This window comes from Pseudomonas sp. Irchel 3F6 (assembly GCF_900187595.1).
In the GTDB taxonomy this organism is placed as follows: domain Bacteria; phylum Pseudomonadota; class Gammaproteobacteria; order Pseudomonadales; family Pseudomonadaceae; genus Aquipseudomonas; species Aquipseudomonas siliginis.
Map to the genome: position 1 here is coordinate 105732 of NZ_FYDP01000003.1, position 17672 is coordinate 123403.

Annotated in this window: 13 protein-coding genes; 9 read left to right on the forward strand and 4 right to left on the reverse strand. The window is 60.2% G+C overall.

The window, feature by feature from the left end; all coding sequences use genetic code 11:
• Window positions 1-94: 94 nt before the first annotated feature.
• The 3 genes from CKW30_RS12200 to CKW30_RS12210 are packed head-to-tail and all read right to left on the reverse strand — an operon-like array spanning window position 95 to window position 2430.
• Entirely contained in the window at window positions 95-745 is a 651-nt protein-coding gene (locus CKW30_RS12200) for a hypothetical protein (RefSeq protein ID WP_095180923.1), read from the reverse strand.
• Between the two features lie 52 nt (window positions 746-797).
• Window positions 798-1835, reverse strand: coding sequence for a hypothetical protein (locus CKW30_RS12205; RefSeq protein WP_159894668.1), 1038 nt, complete (start codon window positions 1833-1835; stop codon window positions 798-800).
• On the reverse strand, window positions 1759-2430 hold the full coding sequence (locus tag CKW30_RS12210; RefSeq protein ID WP_056787668.1) for a hypothetical protein: 672 nt from the start codon (window positions 2428-2430) through the stop codon (window positions 1759-1761). Before CKW30_RS12210 ends, CKW30_RS12205 begins: the two co-directional genes overlap by 77 nt.
• 225 nt (window positions 2431-2655) lie before the next feature.
• Between CKW30_RS12210 and cbiE the strand changes: the two genes are divergently transcribed.
• The 8 genes from cbiE (at window position 2656) to CKW30_RS12250 (ending at window position 11105) form a co-directional block, all read left to right on the forward strand.
• Window positions 2656-3867 carry a precorrin-6y C5,15-methyltransferase (decarboxylating) subunit CbiE gene (gene cbiE / locus CKW30_RS12215; protein ID WP_095180925.1) on the forward strand — a complete coding sequence of 404 codons (1212 nt, stop codon included), beginning with the start codon at window positions 2656-2658 and terminating at the stop codon, window positions 3865-3867.
• The gene (locus CKW30_RS12220) at window positions 3860-4957 is read left to right on the forward strand and encodes a cobalt-precorrin-5B (C(1))-methyltransferase (protein ID WP_095180926.1); all 1098 of its coding nucleotides are present in this window, start codon (window positions 3860-3862) and stop codon (window positions 4955-4957) included. The genes cbiE and CKW30_RS12220 overlap by 8 nt, the downstream gene beginning before the upstream one ends.
• Window positions 4954-5670, forward strand: coding sequence for a cobalt-precorrin-6A reductase (locus tag CKW30_RS12225; protein WP_056787660.1), 717 nt, complete (start codon window positions 4954-4956; stop codon window positions 5668-5670). Before CKW30_RS12220 ends, CKW30_RS12225 begins: the two co-directional genes overlap by 4 nt.
• 317 nt (window positions 5671-5987) lie before the next feature.
• Window positions 5988-6386, forward strand: coding sequence for a DUF2946 domain-containing protein (locus tag CKW30_RS12230; RefSeq protein ID WP_041480684.1), 399 nt, complete (start codon window positions 5988-5990; stop codon window positions 6384-6386).
• Window positions 6387-6434: 48 nt separating this feature from the next.
• On the forward strand, window positions 6435-6914 hold the full coding sequence (locus CKW30_RS12235) for a copper chaperone PCu(A)C (protein WP_041480685.1): 480 nt from the start codon (window positions 6435-6437) through the stop codon (window positions 6912-6914).
• Window positions 6915-6935: 21 nt separating this feature from the next.
• The gene (locus CKW30_RS12240) at window positions 6936-7382 is read left to right on the forward strand and encodes a DUF2946 domain-containing protein (protein WP_095180927.1); all 447 of its coding nucleotides are present in this window, start codon (window positions 6936-6938) and stop codon (window positions 7380-7382) included.
• Between the two features lie 84 nt (window positions 7383-7466).
• Window positions 7467-9587, forward strand: coding sequence for a TonB-dependent copper receptor (locus CKW30_RS12245; RefSeq protein WP_095180928.1), 2121 nt, complete (start codon window positions 7467-7469; stop codon window positions 9585-9587).
• Window positions 9588-9731: 144 nt separating this feature from the next.
• Window positions 9732-11105 carry a PepSY domain-containing protein gene (locus tag CKW30_RS12250; RefSeq protein ID WP_095180929.1) on the forward strand — a complete coding sequence of 458 codons (1374 nt, stop codon included), beginning with the start codon at window positions 9732-9734 and terminating at the stop codon, window positions 11103-11105.
• Between the two features lie 51 nt (window positions 11106-11156).
• Here CKW30_RS12250 and CKW30_RS12255 read toward each other — a convergent pair whose 3' ends face one another.
• Window positions 11157-16163, reverse strand: coding sequence for a DUF4329 domain-containing protein (locus CKW30_RS12255; protein ID WP_095180930.1), 5007 nt, complete (start codon window positions 16161-16163; stop codon window positions 11157-11159).
• Window positions 16164-16325: 162 nt separating this feature from the next.
• Here CKW30_RS12255 and urtA point away from each other — a divergent pair, with 162 nt between their 5' ends.
• Complete coding sequence (urtA, locus tag CKW30_RS12260) at window positions 16326-17591, forward strand: urea ABC transporter substrate-binding protein (RefSeq protein WP_056787644.1); 1266 nt, start codon at window positions 16326-16328, stop codon at window positions 17589-17591.
• Window positions 17592-17672 lie beyond the last annotated feature (81 nt).

Genomic DNA, 17672 nt, shown 5'->3' on the forward strand with positions numbered 1-17672 from the left:
GTATTATGCCTGCTTTGCCCACCGGTATGAAAAGTCTGCCCTCTGTCTCGACCGGTGGGGCAGGCAGGCTTCAGTTGTTGCCTCTGCCGCGCGCTCAGGTCAGGGCGATAATCTGCTTTTCGCGCCGCTCACCCAATAACGCAATAATCCTGGCTCTCGAGAAACAGTAATCATCGGCATCTATAAGAGCCTTGTAGCAATCAACAGCAAGGTTGCCCACTATCTGCTCGGCATTGAAGCGTCGCTCAAGCACATTGCCCGGAACAGGCTCTTTGACGGCAAACGAAATGACGACCATCGTAATCGTTGATTCCGCAGATACGCTGCCAAGCATGAAGCGAATCGACTTGCCCTCTTGCAGAATATTTCGCTGAAGCAACTCAAGGGCCGCACCGTTGCTCTCCAGTTGCGAGGTCAGATTGGCAATTACCTGTTGGTTAAAAACTGCCGGCGCCCAACCTTGCAAGAGTTCTTGTGCCAACTCCAGCAGAGTAAAAGTATCGGGCGTAGTGACCGGCGCGCTGATAACCGGATCGTCGAAAAACAAAGCACCGGTGACTTTCAAAGCCGTTTTATTGGCGTCATTCCATGCATCGCATTCAACAGCATCGGGAACTTTATGCGAGGCGACCGTTTGTGAATAAAGCAGCGCATCGAGACTGTCGTCAATGTCAGATGCCGACAGCTCTTTACTCACCAGCACTAATGCCCCTGCGCATACGAAAACCTTCGAAATCGCGAACATTTGCATCTCCCACAAAAAAACCAGAGGCTTGCGCCTCTGGCATTAATCACTTTCAGACCGATTGGCCAAATTCGTAGCTGAGCGCTTTCTCACGCTGCTCAGTCAGAGCCTTGACAATCAACGGTTCAACCATTGCATAGTCTTCCTCATCCATATACATAGTGGCGCCGGCGTTATAAATCTCCACAGCAGATGTTGCCCATTCTACAAACAGTACTTTGGTAGGTTGAGCCGAAGCCAGATATTGCACAGCAGCGATTGCCAGGGTGATACCACCCTCATCATCCTGCGAAGCCGCACTCATGCAAAAGTTGCCACCTTCGGCTTTCTTCGAGTTGTTCTCGAACAGCGTCAGGGCCTGTGGTTCATTTTTCAGTGCATCCATGGTCGCATCTGCCACAGAGGACAATACTTTAAGGGCTGCCTGGCCCTGTCCTACTGCTGCACCAACAGCGGTATGCAGAACAGACAGGACAACATTATCCATGGTCAATTTTTGCGAAGTAGCGGTATATCGATTATAAGGCTGGCTGAAAGCAAACCAGCCAGCCAGTTTCATCAATCGCATAAACTCGTTATAGCGCTGTTCCTTTTGGTTGGACGCCGGATATTTGAGCAAGGCAACCAGATCGGCATACATGTAGGTGTTTTTAACGATTCGCTTGCTGCGCTTGGACATGCTTGCATCAAAGCCTGCAATACCCGAGCCCATGATTGCAGCATTCAGTTCATCTTTATCAACCGGCAAGCTACTGCCAACACTTGCCGAACGCGAGCGCAGCACTGGCTGCGCAGCGATAAACTCATTGGTTTGTGCAATCAAACTAAACCGTTCAACAGCGGAGATTACATCTTTATTAAGCTCAGTCATAAATGGAATCCTTTCTTGGTTAAAACACCGACTTGGTGTGGAAAACAAACTAACCACAGCACCGGAGTTAATCAAATCGAAAATCCATGCATTTAATTTCAGAGCGTCATACAAACCATCAAACAAAGCTGTACAACTAATATCAAGCGCCCCGAGCCAACTCAATTTCACGCGTGCGCATATCAAGCACTGCAGCAGCCAACTGAAGCCGATTTTCATTTATCGCGGCAGACCTGATCAAAAAGCGCCTGGAGCGGATATCAAGCTCCGAACCCGTATGCTGAATAGTCCAGAACAAATAGGTAGAGGACCACTTCGCATCAAGCAAGCGAACGTTACTAACGACAATCTCCAACTCCCTATTGAAATTGTACTGAGCAGGAGAAAAACGAAAATCGCTCCATTCCCGAGCGCTGCCTCTAAATACGTCTATGGCGTCCGAATGTGTCTCAAGCATATGGAACGCTTCCTTCATTAGCGCGACTTTCTCCCGACTTAGTTGTTGCGACAAGGATCGCGCCCAGACGTCCAGCGCATTGCCGGTAAAGTTCTTGTCAACATGGATTACCGGAGCTTGCTCCAGGCTCCAGCCGACAGACCAGAGCACCCCGGAATAATATTCGAACCAAGCAGCTGGCTCACTGTTTCTGTCATGACGCAAATCGGCTCTGTATTCTGCCCAGCGCATACTGTCTTTGACGAATCGTTTGTCTTCCGCAGTCAACCCGGAAAAGTAGGACAACAGATTATTCCCCATCACCGTCGCACTGCCTTGGTCGGGCAGTGCTGAGATACTGTTCAAAACATCGTTCATTTCAATTATCCATTTGATTATTCAATTTACTAAAAAAGTACCTTCCGGATAGCCACAAGCACTTCCAGCGGAACGCCAATTCAATACTTGCGAAGAACTCGAAAAATCACAAAAGACAATGTAAACATTCAATGTCGGCGCTCCTGAAAAAAGGACAGCAGCCAGTTATCGATTGTCGCGCTATCATGTCGCCCGCTTCGCTGGACGCAGGATCTGGAGTATGAAATGGGCGATTGGCTGACCGTTGTGGGTATTGGTGAAGACGGCTTCAAAGGCCTGGGCAAGAACGCCCGGCGTGCTCTGATGGGCGCCTCGCGGATCGTCGGCGGCCAGCGTCAGCTGGATCTGCTGCCGCCGTGCATTGGCGGCGAGCGGCAATTGTGGCCGAGTCCGTTTTCCCTCGCGCCGGTGCTCGAGTCGCGTGGCGAGCGGGTCTGCGTGCTGGCCAGCGGTGATCCGATGTTTTACGGCGTCGGTGCCAGTCTGGCGCGTCAGGTGCCGAGCGCCGAGATGGCGATCATCCCCGCCCCTTCATCCTGCGCACTGGCGGCGGCGCGCCTGGGCTGGCCGTTGCAGGAGGTGACGATTGTGTCGCTGGTGGCGCGTCCGTTGGCGGCGCTCAATGCGCATCTGTTCAGCGGCGTGCGTCTGTTGTTGCTGAGCAATGACGGCAGCAGCCCGGCCGCCGTTGCGCAATTGCTCTGCGAACGTGGTTTCGGCCCAAGTCGCATGACTGTTCTGGAGCATCTGGGCGGCGACGCCGAGCGACGTATCGAACGCAGCGCCAGCAAATGGAGCGATGCGGCGGTCGCCGACCTCAACGTCGTCGCTGTCGAGTGCCTGGCCGACCCCGGTGTTACCGGCCTGTCGCGTCTTGCCGGTCTGCCCGATTCGGCGCTCCGTCACGACGGCCAGCTGACCAAGCGCGACGTGCGCGCCATCACCCTCGCCCGCCTGGCGCCGAAGCCCGGCGAACTGCTCTGGGATGTCGGCGCCGGCAGCGGCTCGATCGGCATCGAGTGGATGCGTGCGCACCCGAGCTGTCGCGCCATCGCGGTCGAGGCCGACGAGGGCCGTCAGCAATTGATCGAACACAACCGCGATGCGCTGGGCGTACCCGGCTTGCACCTGATTCGCGGCAAGGCGCCGCAAGCGCTCAATGGCCTTGAACGTCCGGAAGCGATTTTCATCGGCGGCGGCGTCACCCGTGAGGGTGTATTCGAGACCTGCTGGGACCAGCTCAAGCCCGGCGGCCGATTGGTGGCCAACGCCGTGACCCTGCAAAGCGAAGTCACCCTGATGCATTGGCGCGAACAATACGGCGGTGAGCTGACGCGCATCCATGTCGCCCAGGCGCAACCGCTCGGCGAGTTCGACACCTGGCGTCAGGCATTGCCGATCACCCTGCTGGAATTGGTCAAACCCCTCGATGCGTGACGAAACCGCCGAACAACCCGCGCCCCTGCGCAGCGGCCTCACCACCGGCAGCTGCGCAACCGCCACCAGCCTCGCCGCCGCGCGCCTGTTGCTCACCGGCGTCAGCTCCGACGCGGTGCAGATCACGCTGCCCAAGGGCAAACAGGTGCAGATGCGCCTGGAGTTCTGCCGCCTGAGCGAGGGCGGCGCCGAGGCCGGTACGATCAAGGATGCCGGAGATGACCCTGACGTCACTCACGGCGCCCTGCTCTATTCACAGGTGCGACTGTCCGCCGAACCGGGAATCCACTTCAACGCCGGTGTCGGCGTCGGCACGGTGACCCGACCCGGCCTGGTATTGGCCGTCGGCGAGCCGGCGATCAATCCGGTGCCGCGCAAAATGATCAGCGATCACCTGGCCTTGCTCGCCGCCGAAACCGGTTATGGCGGCGGCTTCGAAGTCACAGTCAATGTCGAGGGCGGAGCAGAACTGGCGCTGAAAACCATGAATCCGCGGCTAGGCATTCTTGGCGGCCTGTCGATCCTCGGCACCAGCGGCATCGTCCGGCCATTTTCCTGCGCCGCTTACATCGCCTCGATTCATCAGGGCATCGACGTAGCGAAAACCAACGGTTATCTGCACATCGCCGCGTGCACCGGCAACGCCAGCGAAGACACCATGCGCCGGGTCTATGACCTGCCGGAAATCGCCCTGATCGAAATGGGTGACTTTGTCGGCGCGGTGCTCAAGCATCTGCGCAAAGTACCTGTGGATAAACTCAGCCTGTGCGGCGGCTTCGGCAAGATCAGCAAACTCGCCGCCGGGCATATGGATCTGCACTCACGGCATTCGAGCATCGATTTGCCGCAACTGGCCGAGTGGGCGGCGGCGATTGGCGCGGATGCGGCATTGCAACAAGGCATTCGCGAAGCCAATACCAGCCAACAAGCCTTGGCCATAGCCAGTGCGGCGGGCATCGCTTTAGGGGATGAGGTGTGTCGCCACGCATTGAATTTCGCCAGTAGCGTCGTGCCGGCACAGGTCCAGGTCGAGGTGTTTGCCATTGATCGTCAAGGCGGGATTGTCGGGCACGCCGGAGGTTTTGCATGAAACGGATCTTGCTGCTCGGCGGCGTGACTGAAGCGCTGGCGATTGCCCGCACGCTCGGCCCACAACATATCTACAGCCTCGCCGGCGTTGGCCGGGTGCCGAGCGATTTGCGCTGCCAGGTTCGGGTCGGCGGCTATGGCGGCGCTGAGGGTCTGGCGCAGTTCATCGCCGATGAAGGCGTCGATCTGCTGCTCGACGCCACGCATCCGTACGCCGCACAAATCAGCGCCAACGCCGCCCGCGCGGCACAGCTCGCCGGCATTCCCTGCTGGGCCTTGCGCCGGCCCGCCTGGCAACCGCAAGCAGGCGATGACTGGCGCGAGGTCAGTGACTGGGCCGAACTCATCGCCGCCCTGGAACCGTTCCACCGCCCGCTGTTCACCCTCGGCCGTGAACCGCTGCAACACCTCGACGAAATCCCCGCCCACCAGTTCTGGACCCTGCGCGCCCTCGACGTTTATCCCGGCAACGCGCGCTGCGAAGTGATCGGCGCCCGTGGGCCGTTTCTGCTGGAAGACGAGCGCGCGCTGTTCGAGCGCCGGCAGATCGACGTATTGATCAGCAAGAACAGCGGCAGCAGCGCCACCGAGCCGAAGCTCGAAGTGGCGCGTGAGCGTGGCGTGCCGGTGCTGGTGTTGAAGCGCCCGGGGTTGCCGGGGGTTGATCGGGAGTTTGAATCAGTCGCTGAAGTCCTCGCTGCCCTTTCCCACTGAATCGGCACGGCGCTTTGTGGGAGCGAGCCTGCTCGCGAAGACGTCAGCACCAGTAGCCCATCAGTGCCTGACAAATCGCTTTCGCGAGCAGGCTCGCTCCCACAGGAACCGTGGATGTTGCTGATATCTGTGCACACTCACAAAATTTGTGGGAGCGGGCTTGCCCGCGAAGGCGTCAGGTCTGGCACTGCAAATTCAAGTAGCTACACTCCTTTAACAGCTCAATGCGACACCAAGCCGCACGACGCTTTTTTACTTATCGGCCCTGATCAGGCTAAATGGGCCGCGCCTGATCGCCCACCCAACGGACCTGTCCCATGAACCGACGCCGGTTAGCATTTGCCTGGATCGCCTGCTTTGCAGTGCTGTTCAACATGCTCGCCATGCCGCTGAGCGGGGCGATGGCGCAGGCGGCCAGTTCACCGGCCGAGCAGATACTCTGGAGCAGTTTCTGCACCGGCAGCGGCATGAAGATGGTGGCGATCGACATCGGTGCCACGGATCAGAAGGCCCCGCAAAACGACAACCATTCGAACATGCAGCACTGCTGGTGTTGCTCAGGCGGGGCGCCATTGCTGGCGCTGCCGGGGCATTCGCCGCAGCTGTATTTCGCGCAATTTGAAAGCAACCGCAGCGTTGCGCCCGCCTCCCTGCAAACCCCGACGCCGCGCCAGCAATGGCCGAGTCTCAATCCCCGTGCCTCCCCTCTGGTCTGATTGGTTCGCGCCCTGAATCCGCGTTTCAAATCGTTCTGGAGAACTGCCATGTTGAAGAAACTCTTCGTCCTCGCTGCGCTGTTGTTGCCGGCGTGCTTTGCCCATGCCCACGAATACAAGGTGGGTGCGCTGGAAATCGCCCATCCGTGGTCGCAGGAACTGCCGCCGAATGCGCCGACCGTCGCCGCCTATTTCATCATTCACAACACCGGCAAAAGCGCCGATCGCCTGCTCAGCGTCGACTCGCCCATCGCTGCACAAGCGCAGTTGCACGAGCACGTGATGCAGGGCGATCTGATGAAGATGCAGCAAGTGCCAAGCGTGGAAATCCCCGCCGGCGGCACCGTGACCTTCGCGCCGATGGCTTACCACGTGATGCTGCTCAACCCGAGCGATCGCAGCCTGCTCAGCGACGGCAAGCGTTTCCCGATGACCCTGCATTTCGAAAAGGCAGGTGACGTCAGCGTTGAAGTAGCCGTGCAGAAGAAACCGCCGGAATCGGCCCAGGGCCACGTGCACGCTCAGTAACTGTTTCGGCTGACTTCGCCCATGCGTCCGTTGCGCGCCAGGCCCGTCCCGCATCACCGTCAGACTCAAGCGCTGACGCGTGGCAGCTGGATCGCCCTGTTCGCCATGTTGATGATCTTCATCGGTCCACTGATTTCTCAGTCGATGCCGATGGATCAGCACGCCTCGACGTCGATGCCAATGAGCATGGACATGTCGATGGACATGCCCGGCATGGATCACAGCGGCCATGGCGCCCAGCCTGCTGCCGAGCATTGCCCGCCGCAATCTTCGCATCACGTGCTGTGGGAAAAGTGCGGCTATTGCACCCTGCTGTTCAATTGCCCGGCACTGACCGGCGGCGGCGATTTCGTCGCTTTCAACATCCCGCCACCCAACACCTTCACCACACCCTCCCCGCGTCTGGGCCATGCCCGCCAACCCTTCTTCCCCGGCGCCCGCACCCGCGCCCCGCCCATCGCCACGTAAACACGCACCTCTGATTGCACACGGTTGAGAAGACAGCGCCAGGCTGCCGACCGTGGTGTTTACGACTGTTCGATGGAAATTGTCATGTCCAGGTTTACTGCTGTCCCCTGCGCGGAATCTGCCCGCGCGCACTTTGCCCTGAACGAATCGCGGATTCGTTGCAGGCACGCTATTGCCGTCCTTTGCGGCGTACTGCTGACACCCCTGGCGTTGGCCGACGCTCACGCCGGCCATGAACATGAACTGAGCCCGACGGTGATCACTGCCATCGCCCCGAGCTCGCCACTGACGATCGTCACTAACCCCAAGGATCCGCGCCAACCGGTGCCGGCCAGTGACGGCGGCGATTACCTGAAGACCATTCCCGGCTTCGCTCTGGTGCGCAATGGCGGCACCAACGGCGATCCGGTGCTACGCGGCATGTTTGGTTCGCGCCTGAACATCCTCACCAACGGCAGCATGATGCTCGGCGCCTGCCCTGGCCGGATGGACGCGCCGACCTCGTACATTTCGCCGGAAACCTACGACAAACTCACCGTGATCAAAGGCCCGCAAACCGTGCTTTGGGGTCCCGGCGCATCGGCCGGTACGGTGCTGTTCGACCGTGAGCCGGAGAACTTCGGCGAACTCGGCACGCGCGTCAACGCCAGCCTCCTGGCCGGCTCGCATGGGCGTTTCGAAAAGGTTGTCGACGCCGCTGCCGGCGGTCCTCTGGGTTACGTGCGGGTGATCGGCAACACTGCGCATTCCGATGACTATCGCGACGGCAACAACGACATCGTCGCCTCGCGTTACGACAAGTGGAACGGCGATATCGCACTGGGCTGGACGCCGGATGCCGACACCCTGATCGAACTCACCGCCGGCAAGGGCGATGGCGAGGCACGGTATGCCGGGCGCGGCATGGACGGTTCGCAGTTCCTGCGCGAGAGCCTCGGTCTGCGCTTGGAAAAATCCAACATCAGCGAGGTGCTGGAAAAACTGGAAGCGCAGGTCTACTACAACTACGCCGACCATGTGATGGACAACTACACCCTGCGCACCCCGTCCGGCACCGGCATGATGGCGGGACCGATGGCGTCCAACGTCGACCGTCGTACCCTCGGTGCACGGATCAAAGCAACCTGGCGCTGGGCTGATGTTCAGCTGATCACCGGCCTCGACGCACAGACCAACGAGCACCGTCAGCGCAGCTCAATGGGCATCGATACCTACAAGGAGCTGCCGTACAGCAAGGACGCCGATTTCCACAATTACGGTGTGTTCAGCGAAATGACCTGGTACGCCGCCGAGCGTGATCGCTTGATCACTGGCGCTCGGGTCGATCGCGCCTCGGCCAAGGATTACCGGCAAACCACAGGGTCGGGGATGATGTCCCGCCCCAACCAGACCGCCGACGACAGCCGCGCCGACACGTTACCCAGTGGCTTCGTGCGCTATGAACACGATCTGGCCGACAGCCCGACCACGCTCTATGCAGGCCTCGGCCATGCGCAACGCTTCCCGGATTACTGGGAGTTGTTTTCGCCCAAGTCCGGCCCGGCAGGATCGGTCAATGCGTTCGACTCGATCAAACCGGAAAAGACCACGCAGTTCGACTTCGGCGTGAACTACAAGAGCGCCGACCTCGAAGCCTGGGCCTCGGGTTACATCGGTGTGGTACGCGATTACATCCTGTTCGACTACACGCCGGGAATGATGGGCATGAGCACCTCGCGCGCCGAGAACATCGACGCGCGGATCATGGGTGGCGAACTCGGAGCTGCCTACAACCTGACCGACAACTGGAAAGCCGATGCGACCCTGGCCTATGCCTGGGGCAAGAACAGCAGTGACGGCTCGGCATTACCGCAGATGCCGCCGCTGGATGCGCGCTTCGGCCTGACCTACAGCGAGGCCAAGTGGAGCGCCGGCGCATTGTGGCGAGTGGTCGCCGCGCAGCACCGCATCGACGCGAACAAGGGCAACGTGGTCGGCAAGGATTACGCCCAGAGCTCGGGCTTCGGCGTGTTCTCGCTCAACGGCGCGTACCGCATCAACCAGCACTGGAAAGTCAGCAGCGGCGTCGACAACCTGTTCGGCAAAGCCTACGCCGAACACCTGAATCTGGCCGGCAATGCCGGCTTCGGCTATCCGGCCAACGACCCGCAAGCAATCAATGAACCGGGGCGCACGCTCTGGACCAAAGTGGATATGAGTTTCTGACACCCACCCATGTAGGAGCGAGCCTGCTCGCGAAGACGGCGCCACGGTCGGCATTGATATCGACTGAACAACCGCTTCGCGAGCAGGCTCGCTCCCACAGGTAAACAGACAACGAAAAGAACCAAGCCAAGCGGAGCACACGTGATGCAAAAGCCTCAATCCAATTTCTACAACCTGGCCTGGCGCTGGCATTTCTATGCCGGGCTGTTCGTCGCGCCGTTCATGGTGATGCTGGCCCTGACCGGGATCATTTATCTGTTCAAACCGCAGCTCGATTCGCTGATGTACAGCAGCCTGCTCGAAGTACCGGCCGGGCACCACACGGTGCCGGCCGATGACTTGCTGCAACGGGTGAAAAGCGCTTATCCACAAGGCCAGGTCACTCAGTATCTGCCGCCGTTGAATGCTGAGCGCAGCGCGCAATTCGTGGTGAAGAACGCCGGTCATGAACTCAACGTGTTCGTCGATCCGTACCACGGTGACATCCTCGGCGAGCAGGATGCCAAGCAGAACCTGCAAGCCATCGCCCGTGCGATCCACGGCGAATTGATGATCGGCACAGTCGGCGATCGCCTGATCGAAATGGCCGCTGGCTGGGGCGTGGTGCTGGTGGTCTCGGGGCTGTTCCTGTGGTGGCCGCGTGGTCAGGCGGCGGGCATTCTGTGGCCGCGCCTGAGCCGTCGCGGTCGGGTGTTGTGGCGCGACCTGCATGCGGTCACCGGTTTCTGGGGCGCGACATTGCTGTTGGTGATGTTGCTCAGTGGCATGACCTGGACCGGTTTCTGGGGCAAGCAATACGCGCAAGTGTGGAATGTGTTTCCGGCAGCGATGTGGGACAACGTACCGACCTCCGACATCGAGGCACGCAGCCTCAACAGCGCCACCCGCCAGACCGTGCCATGGGCGATGGAAAATACGCCGATGCCGATGTCCGGCGACCACGCCGAACACATGAATCACGGCAATGCCCATGCCGGCCCCGCAGCACCCGCGATCAGCCTGCAGGACGTGCAGAACATCGCCAGTGAACGCAAGGTTGAACCGGGCTACAGCATCACCCTGCCGACCACCGCCACCGGCGTGTTCACCATTGCCGTGTTCGCCGATGACCCGCGCAACGACGCCACCCTGCACGTCGATCAGTACACCGGCAAAGTCCTCGCCGATGTCCGCTTCGAGCACTACGGCACCGTCGCGCGCGCCACGGAAATTGGCGTGATGCTGCACGAAGGCAAGATGTTCGGCACCTTCAACCAGATTGTCGTGCTGCTGATCTGCCTGATGATTCTGCTCAGCGCCGTCAGTGGCGTGGTGATCTGGTGGAAGCGTCGGCCTGAAGGCAAATTCGGTGTGCCGCCGCTGCGCCATGACCTGCCGAAGTGGAAAACCGGCGTGGCGATCATGCTGGTGCTGGCGGTGGTGTTTCCACTGGTGGGGGCGTCGCTGGTGGTGGTCTGGTTGCTCGACCGGTTTCTCGTGCCCCGACTTGGCCAGCGCGCCGCGCAGGTGCAGCGTTGATGTGACGGGCGCGGGCCGTTGCGGCGGCCCGCGCCTGTTCATTCATTTCATTTACAACTCGTCGCGCAAGCGCACGGTTCCGGGTGTCGGGGTCTGCTGACGACGGCTTCGCCAGGTAGTGTTCATGCGGCCGGTCTGGCGCCAGTAATAACCGCCGATCAGCACCCGAAACTCACCCAGCGCCATAAGCCGCGAAAGAAACTCTCCAGGGCTCAGCCGGCTGATCCAGCGTCCGCCCTCGAAAGTGGCTGAGCGGGTCAGCAACAGATCTCTTTCCGCCCTTGAATACACGGGTGTGTACTTGAGCAGCACATCGTGCGGCGTTGAATAGTAGTAGTGCAGGATATGCAGGCCTTTTTCCGTGGGTGCATGGGTATGCGCATGCACCAGCGAAGGCGCAGCGTAATTGGCATAGACCTGATCCACGTCCGCCGCCAGCGTGGTGTTGCCCGAGACATGCAATTGATGGGTGGCCATCACCGAGTAACCCTCGGGATAGCGCGGCGCCGGATCGCGCCAACTGACAGCCGGATCCGCGACGGTACGCAGTATGCGCAACAGCGGATTGTCCTCGTTGGCCAAATACACGATCGGCTCAAGCGGAACGAAGCGACGGCTGGACGGGTTCGCCAGAATCGCACTCTCATAACCGGTGCCTATTACCGCCTGGCCGGCTACCCGCCCATGAACATGGCAGGCGGCATCATCGGGATGATGAAAGACAGGTCCCAGCGCTGGCGCCGGATGCTCGCGCCAGCGTTGCTCACTGGACACCTCGGTCAGCCGTGGCTGCCAGTGTTCATCCACCTGACCATGCCGCGACCAGTATTCACTGGTTTCAATTACCTCAAGTCGGCCGGCATGAGCCATCCGTTGGACATAGTCGACAAATCTGAACGTACCACTGGCAATGCCCCGCTCATCGACCGCCGCTTCCACCTTCGACACAAAGGCATTGGGGCGCAGTTGCACTTGCCCGAACTCATCGTAGAAAGTGCCGGGCTCGAATGCATGCAGTTGCAATTTCAACAACGCGCCATCGGCGCAGGAGAAGTAGATCGGCCGGTACCCCTGGGGCGTGTTGGCCCATGCGCAGGCTGCCTGGACATCGTTGGGCAGCAGAAAAAAGTGCCGCATATCGTCCGGCCGCGCGCCCAGAGGTGGCAGGGCTGCTCGCAAATAAATGGCGCTCAGACTGAAACCTGACGGCAGCTTGCCCTGTTCGAAAACCCGATCCAGCGCCAACCCCGAACGCTGCACCGCAACTGGCAGAGTGGACACCAACAGGTCTTCAGGGCCGTTCAAAACGTAGCCGAAGGTCTGCGTATCTCTGCTCGAGGAGAATTGATGAGCGTACCGCGCGGCAGCGTCTGCCTGGATGAACAGCGGGCTGCCGACCGGGCTGCTCAACACCTTGTCATAATCGGCGGCCGGCAACAGATCCCCGGAGTATGGTGCCCACTGGATAATCTGGCGCGGTTGCCCCCAGATCGCGCTTACGGCGACCACCCACAGACGCCCGGCCCTGGCCAGATCGTTCACCCATTCGACGGGTTTCAATTGCCGATCGCGCAAGCGCTGTCTTATCGCTTTTGCATCGACGACGGACAGCCGCTCGCCCTGATCAAGCAGTTGCGAAAGCAGTTCGGCTTGCGGCCGATAGCCGATCACCGCGCCATCCGGACAGAACAGGTATTCATCCCGTGGGGCGGGTGTATAGCGAATCAGCGAACCGTCCGCCGCCACCCGGTATTCCTCTTTGATGCCGCGTTTGTTGAACGCCGACTCCAGCACCTCGACCGAAAACACGTTCTGGTACACCTGCTTTTGCACAGGCGCCAAGACCAATGACACCTCTTGGGCGACGCGCGAGCGGTACCGCGCCACGATGCGACAACCCGCAGGAAACAATCCGGCGGCGCGACTTTCCTCAGGGCAGATATCGGCGAAATCGAAATCCTCATGGCTGACTTCAACGGGCACTGTGGCGACGTAGCGCTTATCGACCGTCTCCAGAATCAGCCCGCCATGCACCCTGTCGGTCACCAGAGGCACGAGCGTCCTGGCGTGGACGGCCGCGTCGTCAGCCGTCAGAAAAACCGGACCGAGCCGGCGCCGTTCGAGATTTGCGTACGGTTGCCAGGTGGCTGGCACCAGCCCCGCCCGGTCCCAGCACAGACCGGTGCGCATGACGGAAAGCTCGCCGCTGCTGGCGACCTCATGGATAAAGTCGGTCGGTAGACGGTTGCCAGCGGGCAGATCGCTTTTGATCTGTTCAAGCGTGCGCTGGGACGAGGCGTCATGAAACAGTTTGCTGGACTTGCTCCACACATATTTGAGCAAAGCACCATCGCGCACGGCGATATAAAGCGCTGCGGGAGCGTCCGACACCATGACCGGGCGCCGGCCGCCGTAATACATCGAGGCTGTCAGGTGGTCCGGCGAGATGAAGTAATGCGCCAGCCATTCATCCGGGCTTTTCGTTGGATCACCGGCTCGTTGCGACGCATAAAAATTGCCGTGCAGTTCGAAGCCCTCGGGCAACGCATGCCAGGGCTCTGAGGGCAGGTCGGCGAAAACCGAATCGAGCCTGAACAGATTTTTGCCTTGATCACTGACGGGCACCAGCTCGGTAGCCACATACTCTGGCCGGCTCTTGTGCCTGAGAATGAAGCCGAAGTACGCGCGCGTTTCGCCCTGTGGACGAAAGTCCCCCATGCATCGGTCCCGTGCAGCCTCATCCGCCGAGGGGAAAATCGCGCCGAATGCCACACCTTCCAGGCGTTTCCAGGGCAACGGCAACGTCAGCGGCGGCAACGGTATTTGCGGCTGCGGGAGTGGCGTGGGTTTGGGCAGGATCGGCTTGTCTCTGTCCGGCTGGGGATACAGAAGCGGCGGCAGTTGCACCACCGGCAACTGCGGCGCGGGCGAAGGCGCGGGCGTTGTACGCAGCGACCAGGTAGCCGGCACCCGCCCGCGATAGCCCCACAGTTCATTATCGATCAGAACCGTTAAACGTCCGGCCGCTGCCTGTTCACGTATGAAGTCCTGCGGGCGTTTACGGCCGCTGTCCAGTTCCAGCGCCAGGGCGCCCGGATGCTGGCGCGTGCCCAGGCGCCGGGCCAATTCCGTGGAGCCCGCAGATCCGATGACCTCATACCTGACGAGGCTGTCCGGCGCCGCGCTGACATACAAGGCAATCTCGTCGAGCAGGACTTGCCTGACCTCCGCCACACTCAACATCTGCAAGCTCACAGCCGCTTCCTGATACGCCCAGCCAAAAAGCTCCGTATCCACCGGCAAAAGTTGCGACATGGCAATGTGAGAGACGTAACGGGCGTGCAGCGCATGGTCGTCGGGAAAGACCGGACGCCCATGATTGTCCATCGGATAAAGCCTGCCCTGACTGAGCGTGTCGATATCTCCCGGCAACGGTTCGGTCGCCACGAAGCGCTTGTCGCTGCGCTGAAAAACATACCCGGCGTACGGTTTGTCACGGCGCAGGCCGGCGAGTTCATGGGCATGGCGCACGGCATCATCGGCGCACAGAAAAGCGCCGCTCAATTGCGGCCAGGGGAAATTGGCGAAGGGTTGCCATTGCAGATCCACCGGCCCCAGATGCGCCCACAGCGCACTGCCGCGCACGACCTCCAGGGTGCCAGCCAGTACCAGCATCGAGACAAATGCGCGGGTATCCAGTGTGCCGGCCGCCAGCCTTGCCTGCACCCCATTGTCACCGACCGTGCCGTCCGACTGCGTAACGCTCAGTGCCGCTTCGATCGAATCGCCGCTGAAGCGGTACTTCAACATCGCATGATCCTGCGCCCGCATGTATAGCGACAACGCATGCCCTGCTTTCGCCAGATGTTTGCTGCGGGCATTCGCTTCGATAGCGACGGCGATCTCCCGGGGCGTGAAGAAGTTCTCGTAGAGCCACGGCTGAGCGGGTGGAAACTGCGCAGGGTCGGGCCGCGAGGCGAAGTAGAAACCCTCCAGCAAATAACCCCTCGGCAGCTGCAATTGCCCTTGGGCATCAACCGGAAATATTCGCTCAGGATCCCATGCAGCCAGTCCGGCCGGGCGCGCATGGGTGGCGACATACTCCTCGCCGGTCAACTTCTTCAACAGCAGACCCGCTGCGTGCGCGCCTCTGGATTTCAAGGCGGCAAGCACGGCGCGTTCGGCATTGACGCATACCCGGGTCATCAGCGGCAGTTCGGTGACCACACCCGTGGAGAACGACGCGCCGGCCTTCCAGTCCGCAGGTACGCGCCCCACCGAGTAGCCCCAGTCGGCATTCGAAACAATGACTTTGAGTTCACCCACGGTCGCCAGCTTGTTGATCACCTCCATCACGTCATAGGCCCCAGCCGGATGGCCCGACGGCCCGCCGGACTGCTGCCAGAGGAAGTAGTCGCGTTCCTCGGGCGAGCCGCTCGAGACGTATTTGAGCAAGCTGCCATCCGGGCCTGAAAGGTAAGCGCTGCGGAAAAAATCCCGCGCCGACACATCGCCAATGAAATCGCCGCCTGAATAGAAGCTCATGAACAGCCTGAGCAGGGTTTCATCCTGACGCCGATTGCCATTGCGGAACTGGTCATGTAGCGGCGGATGGCTGTGTACGCTGGCGATACATCGGTAGCCCAAGGGATGGAGCATGCCGCCAAGGGCATCGGTCTGCACAATCGTGCCGAAGTCGAAGCGCGTGGCTTCACCTGCGATGGGAGAGGTGGCGAGGAATTTCCCGTCCGGTCGCAGCAGGACCACGCTGCCGTACTCTTTGTCCGGGTTGAGTGGAATTCGTGTGTGCACCCAATAGGCGGCGTCTTCTTCAGTCAGAAAAGCCGGGCTCAGTGGGGGCAGCTTGAACGTTGCTGAAGAACTTGCGGTACGACCGGATCGGCCTGAGACATGACTCATAAAAACCTGCGCTGAGAATCGGATGAGCAACTGAGTGTGGCCCTTCGGTTTTCTCGAGCTGTGGTACAGGGTTATCGCTTTTGTATCCGCATCTGAGTGCCAGCGGGCGCCCCAATCTGGCGCAACTCGACGCACCATCGGCCGACTACCGTCCCCTCCTGGTGCACGGTTTCAGCGCGCAAGCGCTCTGGCACGACATTTTCTTGCCTGAACGCGACCGGGCACAGCCTTTGCAAAACACAGCTTCAGTCGTCCGCATCTGCCAACCAGAAAAAATCGAATGTTCATGGAGATCGCACAATGAAGCGTCGCAGTTTGATCAAGGCTTTCACACTCACGGCATCCATTGCCGCGATGGGCATGACCTGGACTGTCCAGGCCGCCGAGACCATCAAGGTCGGGATTCTGCATTCGTTGTCCGGGACCATGGCGATCTCCGAAACATCGCTCAAGGACATGGCACTGATGACCATCGACGAGATCAACGCCAAGGGCGGTGTGAACGGCAAGATGCTCGAGCCGGTGGTGGTCGACCCCGCTTCCAACTGGCCGCTGTTCGCTGAAAAGGGCCGACAGCTGCTGACCCAGGACAAGGTCGCGGTGGTGTTCGGTTGCTGGACGTCGGTGTCGCGCAAATCGGTACTGCCGGTGTTCGAAGAGCTCAACGGTCTGCTGTTCTACCCGGTGCAGTACGAAGGCGAAGAGATGTCGCCGAACGTCTTCTACACCGGCGCCGCGCCGAACCAGCAAGCGATCCCCGCCGTTGAATACCTGATGAGCGAAGAAGGCGGCAGCGCCAAGCGCTACTTCCTGCTCGGCACCGACTACGTCTACCCGCGCACCACCAACAAGATCCTGCGCGCGTTCCTGCATTCCAAAGGCGTGGCCGACAAAGACATCGAAGAGGTCTACACGCCGTTCGGTCACAGCGATTACCAGACCATCGTTGCCAACATCAAAAAATTCTCCGCCGGCGGCAAGACTGCCGTCATTTCCACCGTCAACGGCGACTCCAACGTGCCGTTCTATAAAGAGCTGGCCAACCAGGGCCTGAAAGCCACCGACGTACCGGTGGTGGCTTTCTCGGTCGGCGAAGAAGAACTGCGCGGCATCGACACCAAACCGCTGGTGGGCAACCTCGCGGCGTGGAACTACTTCGAGTCGGTGGAGAATCCTGCGAACAAGAAATTCGTCGCGGACTGGAAAGCCTATGCGAAGAAACACAACCTGCCGGGTGCCGATAAAGCCGTGACCAACGACCCGATGGAAGCCACCTACGTCGGCATCCACATGTGGGCGCAGGCGGTCGAGAAAGCCAAATCCACTGACGTCGACAAGGTTCGTGAAGCACTGGCCGGGCAGACCTTTGCTGCGCCGTCCGGTTACACGTTGACCATGGACAAGACCAATCACCACCTGCACAAGCCCGTGATGATCGGCGAAATCCAGAGCGACGGGCAGTTCAACGTCGTGTGGCAGACCGAAGGCCCGATCCGCGCGCAACCATGGAGCCCGTTCATTCAGGGCAACGACAAGAAGCCGGATTATGCGGTGAAGAGCAACTGAGGCGAATTCAGTTTTTGAGGCGAGCATGAGACTTCCCCCTCACCCCAGCCCTCTCCCTCAGGGAGAGGGGGAAAGGGAGCC

Coding starts and splice junctions, on each gene's coding strand:
- CKW30_RS12230 (WP_041480684.1), top strand. CDS start 5,988: ATGAACCGACGCCGGTTAGCATTTGCCTGGATCGCCTGCTTTGCAGTG.
- CKW30_RS12205 (WP_159894668.1), bottom strand. CDS start 1,835: ATGAAAATCGGCTTCAGTTGGCTGCTGCAGTGCTTGATATGCGCACGC.
- CKW30_RS12220 (WP_095180926.1), top strand. CDS start 3,860: ATGCGTGACGAAACCGCCGAACAACCCGCGCCCCTGCGCAGCGGCCTC.
- urtA (WP_056787644.1), top strand. CDS start 16,326: ATGAAGCGTCGCAGTTTGATCAAGGCTTTCACACTCACGGCATCCATT.
- CKW30_RS12200 (WP_095180923.1), bottom strand. CDS start 745: ATGTTCGCGATTTCGAAGGTTTTCGTATGCGCAGGGGCATTAGTGCTG.
- CKW30_RS12240 (WP_095180927.1), top strand. CDS start 6,936: ATGCGTCCGTTGCGCGCCAGGCCCGTCCCGCATCACCGTCAGACTCAA.
- CKW30_RS12245 (WP_095180928.1), top strand. CDS start 7,467: ATGTCCAGGTTTACTGCTGTCCCCTGCGCGGAATCTGCCCGCGCGCAC.
- CKW30_RS12235 (WP_041480685.1), top strand. CDS start 6,435: ATGTTGAAGAAACTCTTCGTCCTCGCTGCGCTGTTGTTGCCGGCGTGC.
- CKW30_RS12225 (WP_056787660.1), top strand. CDS start 4,954: ATGAAACGGATCTTGCTGCTCGGCGGCGTGACTGAAGCGCTGGCGATT.
- CKW30_RS12210 (WP_056787668.1), bottom strand. CDS start 2,430: ATGAACGATGTTTTGAACAGTATCTCAGCACTGCCCGACCAAGGCAGT.
- cbiE (WP_095180925.1), top strand. CDS start 2,656: ATGGGCGATTGGCTGACCGTTGTGGGTATTGGTGAAGACGGCTTCAAA.
- CKW30_RS12255 (WP_095180930.1), bottom strand. CDS start 16,163: ATGGTGCGTCGAGTTGCGCCAGATTGGGGCGCCCGCTGGCACTCAGAT.
- CKW30_RS12250 (WP_095180929.1), top strand. CDS start 9,732: ATGCAAAAGCCTCAATCCAATTTCTACAACCTGGCCTGGCGCTGGCAT.